Source organism: Mycobacterium sp. E1386, from assembly GCF_001672745.1.
Classification (GTDB): Bacteria; Actinomycetota; Actinomycetes; order Mycobacteriales; family Mycobacteriaceae; genus Mycobacterium.
Window position 1 is genome coordinate 1 of the sequence record NZ_LZKH01000240.1, and the last position, 6536, is coordinate 6536.

The 6536-nt window shown below is 69.9% G+C and carries 2 protein-coding genes and 1 pseudogene; 2 read left to right on the top strand and 1 reads right to left on the bottom strand.

From position 1 onward, the window contains the following. Positions 1-5071 (top strand): non-ribosomal peptide synthetase (locus A5709_RS24730; RefSeq protein ID WP_156768148.1); only part of this gene is annotated, 5071 nt, incomplete at its 5' end. A gap of 3 nt (positions 5072-5074) precedes the next feature. Here A5709_RS24730 and A5709_RS24735 read toward each other — a convergent pair. Next, positions 5075-5416: a DUF732 domain-containing protein gene (locus tag A5709_RS24735; RefSeq protein ID WP_231987070.1), complete on the bottom strand. Its 342-nt coding sequence runs from the start codon at positions 5414-5416 to the stop codon at positions 5075-5077. Between the two features lie 473 nt (positions 5417-5889). Between A5709_RS24735 and A5709_RS24740 the strand changes: the two are divergent. After that, positions 5890-6536, top strand: a pseudogene (locus A5709_RS24740) (N-acetylglutaminylglutamine amidotransferase); the annotation flags it as partial.

The window sequence follows — 6536 nt, forward strand, 5'->3', positions numbered from 1 at the left end:
CCGGCACGCCATGCTGCGGCTGCGCGTGGACGACGAGTGGTCCCTGACCGTGCCCGAGGCTGGATCGGTCGACGCTGCCGACCACCTGCACCAGGTGGACGTGTTGTCCGACGCCGCCGTGACCGCGGCGCGCTCCCGGCTGAACCCGGCCGGCGGGGTGATGCTGAGCGCGCTGTGGGCGACTTCCACCCGACAGCTGGTGCTGATCATCCACCACCTGGCCGTCGACGGGGTGTCCTGGCGAATCCTGTTGGAAGACTTGAACATTGCCTGGGCACAGCACCGGGGTGGGCAGCCGGTGGCGTTGCCGCCGGGTGGGACGTCGTTCGCCCGCTGGGCGGCCCTACTGGGCGAGCACGCGCACGACCCCGCGGTGGTGGAGCAGGCCGGCGCCTGGCAGCGGATCGCGGCGACGCCGCCCGCGCTACCGGAGGTACACCCCGAAACGGACACCTACGAGACCGCCGAGCACCTGTCGGTGGCACTGGACGTGGAGACGACCCGCACGCTGCTCGGCGAGGCACCGGCGGCCTTCCACGCCGGGATCAACGACATCCTGTTGATCGGTTACGCGCTGGCCTGGGCGGAATTCTTGGGTGGCGGCGCGCCGGTGGGCATCGACGTCGAGGGCCACGGCCGACACGAGGAGCTCGCCGCCGGGGTGGACCTATCACGCACCGTCGGGTGGTTCACCACCAAGTACCCGGTGTCCTTGGCGGTGGGTCGATTGCCTTGGGAGGACGTGCTTTCCGGTGATGCGGCGCTGGGGGCCGTGGTCAAGCAGGCCAAGGAGCAGCTGCGGGCCCTGCCGGAGCCCCTGACCTACGGGCTGCTGCGCTACCTGAACGACGAGGTCGACCTGGGCGGCCCCGACCCGACGATCGGGTTCAACTACCTGGGCCGGCTGGGCGGCGCGGCCGCCGAGTTGTCGGACGAGTTGTGGCGCATCTCGCGGGACGGCTCGTCGGTGACCGGCACCAGCACGGCGGTGCCCATGCCGCTCATGCACACCGTGGACCTCAACGCCGGCACCGCCGAGACCGAGGCCGGCCCGCAGCTGCACGCCAACTGGACGTGGGCGCCCTCGGCACTGGACCGCGAGCAGCTCGCCCGGCTGAGCGGGCTGTGGTTCGAGGCGCTGACCGGCATCTGCGCCCACGTGCGGTCGGGTGGTGGCGGGCTGACCCCGTCGGACATTCTCCCGGCCCGGTTGGTCCAGCAGGAGATCGACGAGCTCGAGCGGCAACGGCCGATTGCCGACGTGTTGCCGTTGACCCCCCTGCAGCAGGGGCTGCTCTTCCACGCCACCACCACGCGGGGCAGCGACGACCTGTATGTGGTGCAGCTGGAGATGAGCGTGACCGGCCCGCTCGACCGGGGCAGCCTGCGCGACGCGGTGCAAACCGTGGTCGACCGGCATCCGCACCTGGTCGCCAGGTTCTGGGACCGGCCCGACGAGCCGGTGCAGATCATCCCCGCCGAGCCGGCGATGGCATGGCGCTACGTCGAGCTCGACGGCCGCCAGGGCATGGACGAGGGCATCGGGGAAATCTGCGCCGCCGAGCGTGCCGCGGTCTACGACCTGGCCGACGGGCCGGCCTTCCGGGTGGCCATGATCCGCACCGGGGAAAACCGGCACCGGCTGGTGCTGACCATTCACCACATCGTGCTCGACGGCTGGTCGGTACCCATCCTGGTGAACGAGACATTCGCCAGCCTCACGGGGCAGCGGCTGGCCCCGCCGGCGCCGTACCGCCGGTTCGTCACCTGGCTGGCCGAGCGCGACTTCGATGCCGCGCGGGCGGCGTGGGGACGGATGCTCGCCGGCTTCGACACCCCGACGCTGGTCGCGCCGCCGCACGAGTTGGAGCCGGGCGCCCGCGGCCTCACGACGTTCGCGGTGCCGGCCGAAACCACCCGGGCGCTCGGCGAGCTGGCGCGGTCCTGCCAGACCACGGTCAGCACCGTGCTGCAGGCCGCGTGGGCGCAGCTGCTCACCTGGCTCACCGGCAACTACGACGTCGCGTTCGGCACCACGGTGTCGGGCCGCTCGGCCGAGGTCGCCGGCGCCGAGTCGATGGTGGGCCTGATGATCAACACGATCCCGGTGCGCGCCCGCATCACGGCGGCGACCACCACCACGGAACTCCTGGACCAGCTGCAGAGCGCCCACAACGACACGCTCGAGCACGAGCACCTGTCGCTGAGCGAAATCCACCGGATGACCGGTCACGAGAAGCTGTTCGACACGCTGTTCGCCTACGAGAACTACCCGCTGGAAACGTCCGCGATGGCGGTCAACCACGAGCTGTCCATCACCGACTTCAACGTGTTCGAACGCAACCACTATCCCTTGACGATGCAGGCCGCCCTGTCCGGCGAACAGCTCGGCCTCCGCGTGGAATACGACGCCGGCGTCTTCGACGCGGGCAGCATCGAGGCGCTCACCGAGCGACTGGAGCGGGTGCTGGTGACGATGACCGCAGACCCGACCCGGCGGCTCTCCTCGGTCGACCTGCTCGACGGGCCGGAGCACGCCCGCCTGGACGAAATCGGAAACCGGGCGGCGCTGACGCGGCCGGTGCCCCCAACGGTGTCGATCGTGGAGATGTTCGCCGCGCAGGTCGCCCACCGGCCGGACGCCGTTGCGCTCAACTGGGGCCGGCTGTCCATGACGTACCGGGAGCTGGACGAGGCGGCGAACCGCTTGGCGCACCGGCTCGTCGCCGAGGGCGCAGGCCCGGAACAGTCTGTGGCGCTGCTGTTTTCGCGTTCGGCGCAGGCAATCGTCGCGATCCTGGCGGTGCTCAAGACCGGGGCGGCGTACCTGCCGATCGACCCGGCCGCCCCGGCCGCGCGGATCCGATTCATGCTGGACGATGCCGCGCCGGTCGCCGCGGTCACCACCGCGGGACTGCTGTCGCGGCTGGACGGCACCGGCGTGCGGGTCGTCGACATCGAAGACCCGGCGATCGACGGCTATCCGCGCACCGCGCCGCCCGTGCCGGGTGCGGACGGCATCGCGTACATCATCTACACCTCGGGAACCACCGGTCTGCCGAAAGGTGTTGCGGTCACGCATCGTAACGTGACGCACCTCATCGGCTCGCTCGACGCCGGCCTGCCCGCCCCGGGCGTGTGGACACAGTGCCACTCGTACGCCTTCGACGTGTCGGTGTGGGAGATCTTCGCCCCGCTGCTGCGCGGCGGGCGAGTGGTGGTGGTGCCCGAGTCGGTGGTGCGCTCGCCGGCGGACTTCCGCGCCCTACTGGTCGACGAAGGGGTCAGCGTGCTGACCCAGACGCCGTCGGCGGTGTCGACGCTGGACCCGGCGGGCCTGGATTCGGTGGCGTTGGTGATGGCCGGCGAGGCCTGCCCGCCCGAGGTGGTCGATCGCTGGGCGCCGGGTCGGGTGATGGTCAACGCCTACGGCCCGACCGAGACGACGATGTGCGTGGCGATCAGCGCCCCGCTCACTGCGGGCTCGGGGACGCCGCCGATCGGCTCGCCGGTGCCCGGCGCCGGGTTGTTCGTGCTCGATGGCTGGCTGCGGCCCATGCCCGCCGGCGTGGTGGGCGAGTTGTACGTGGCCGGAACCGGCGTGGCCGCCGGATACGTCGGGCGCGCCGGATTGACCGGTTCGCGGTTTGTGGCCTGCCCGTTCGGCGAACCCGGGGCGCGCATGTACCGCACCGGGGACCTGGTGCTCTGGGGTGACGACGGGCAGCTGGTGTACGTGGGTCGCGCCGACGAGCAGGTCAAGATCCGCGGCTACCGCATCGAACTCGGCGAGGTCCAGGCCGCGCTGGCCCGATTGGACGGCGTGCAGCAGGCGGTGGTGATCGCCCGAGAGGACCGCCCCGGGGACAAACGCCTGGTCGGCTACGTCACCGGAACGGCCGATCCCGCCGAGGCGCGCACGGCGCTGGCCGGGCGACTGCCGGGCTACATGGTCCCCACGGCCGTGGTGGGACTCGATGCGCTGCCGCTGACGCCCAACGGCAAGCTGGACACCCGCGCCCTGCCGGCGCCCGAGTACACCGGTGGCGGCTACCGGGCCCCGTCGAACGCGACCGAGGAGATCCTCGCCGGCAGCTTCGCTCAGGTGCTCGGTGTGGAGCGGGTCGGCGTCGACGACTCCTTCTTCGACCTGGGCGGCGACAGCATTTCCGCGATGCGCCTGATCGCGACGATCAACACCAACCTGGTGGTCGACCTCGCGGTGCGCACCCTGTTCGACGCGCCCACGGTCCGGACCCTGAGCCAGCGGCTGGGCACGGACACGACCACCACCCAGGACGTGGTTCCCATCCAGACCCTGAAGCGGGGCGCAGGCACCCCGTTGTTCTGCATCCATCCGGCGGGCGGCGTGAGCTGGCCGTATCAGGTGCTCGGCAGTTACCTGGACTGCCCGATCATCGGTGTTCAGCAGACCCGGCAGGGCGAAGAGACCGAACCTCGATCAATCCGCGAGATGGCGGAAAACTATGCCAACAGGTTGCAGGAGATTCATCCCTCCGGGCCCTATAACCTGCTCGGCTGGTCGTTCGGCGGGGTCATCGCGCACGAAGTCGCGGTGGAGCTGCAGCGGCGCGGATGCGCAATCGGCCGCCTGATCCTGCTCGACGCCCAACCCACCATGAACGGTGCTGCCGGCGGAGTCGTCCCGCACGGTGACGGGCCGGGCGAACCACGGCTTCCGGAAGGCTCGCGATCCGAGCGGCTCGTCGACCTGCTCGCCGAGAACCTCCGCAAGAACATCGACCGCTACCGAACCCACCGGCCCGGCGTTTTCGACGGCGATATCACCATCTTCTCCGCCGCGGGGGACGGGGGTGACCGCGGTGCGTTCCTGTCCCAGTCGTGGCGGCCGCTCGTCTCCGGCGAGATTCTCACCTACTCCGTCGACTGCGCGCACGACGACATGCTCACCCACGATTCGGTGGGTCTGTACGGACAACGACTCAGGCATCTGCTGGTCCTCGCGGAACGCCGGCTCGAGCTCGCCCACGGTGGTCAGCAAACGGCGGCGTCGCGGGACGGCAAGCTGCCCGGGGAGCGCGCCGGATAACGGTCAGGAGACCGAAGCGCCGATAGCGGCCCTGTGTTGGGGGCAGTAGGACGCCACCGAGGCGCCGAGAAGATAGCCGGCTTCGTGCGCCGACAGATCGGTTGCCCGTACCACGTTGAGCACCAACGAGGTTGGCGTCTTCCCGGAATCGAGTCCCGCGCACATGTTGTGCCCCGCGGCGATCGCGGCGCCGCGGTCGGAAAAGACGATCCCGTTGCGCTGAATCTCCGAAATGAACGCATCGTCTTTTTGATCGGCCGACGCGGGTGCGGCGAAAAACACCGCGGCACCCACGAGCGCGACTATTGTCGACCAGTTCCCAAGGCGCGCAATTGTTCGCGTCACGATGTTCCTCGATGTGGCATCTGGGCTCCAAGCCCTAACGGTGGCTGAACATTAGCCGGGATCGCCGAAGTTTTCCTGCCGGCTTCCACCGCGCCACCTCACACAAATCTGCCACGTTTTTCACGGAGGTTGGCGGCGGGTGCCCGAGCGTGCCGGGCGGCCGATGCCACGCGGAGACCGAAAAGTCATGTGCCGCAACGACCGCCATTTGCAACCACCGCCGAGCGGCCGCCTGAGCGGTAGGGGCGGACGTCGTGGCCGGCCCAGTGGCTCGCCAACGGCGAGAGCAGAGCGCAACCAAGATTTAACGTCGCGGGTACCGCCGCCGGTAATCTCCGGCCCCCCACGATAAAGCGCGCCCGAATTGAGAGATCGCCGCGATCGGCCCCCGGGAACCGGTCTGAGCTGCGCGCCGACGCATTTCACAGTGGCCGTACGGGTGCGCCGCAACCGCCTTCGGTATGGTTCAAGGAGTGTGCGGAGTCACCGGGGAGGTACGGCTCGACGGGCAGGTCCCCGATGTAGCAGCGGTGTCAGCAATGGCCGCCGTGATGGCGCGACGCGGCCCCGATGCTTCCGGCGCCTGGTCACAGGGCCGTGTCGCGCTCGGTCATCGCCGCCTCAAGATCATCGACCTGAGCGAGGCGGGCGCCCAGCCGATGCTCGACCCCGAACTGGGTCTGGCCATCGCCTTCAACGGCTGCATCTACAACTACAAAGAGCTGCGCCGCGAACTCACCGGCCACGGCTACCGGTTCTTCTCCCACAGCGACACCGAAGTCCTGATCAAGGCCTATCACCACTGGCGCGACGACTTCGTCAGCCACCTGCATGGGATGTTCGCCTTCGCCATCGTCGAACGCGACAGCGGCCGGGTGCTGCTCGGTCGCGACCGGCTCGGGATCAAGCCGCTCTACCTGACCGAGGACAGCCACCGGATCCGCTTCGCCTCGGCCCTGCCGGCGCTGCTGGCGGGCGGCGGCGTCGACACCCGCATCGACCCGATCGCGCTGCACCACTACATGACGTTCCACTCGGTGGTCCCCGCGCCACTGACCATCCTGCGCGGCGTCCGCAAGGTGCCGCCCGCGTCGCTGGTCGCCATCGAGCCCGACGGCCG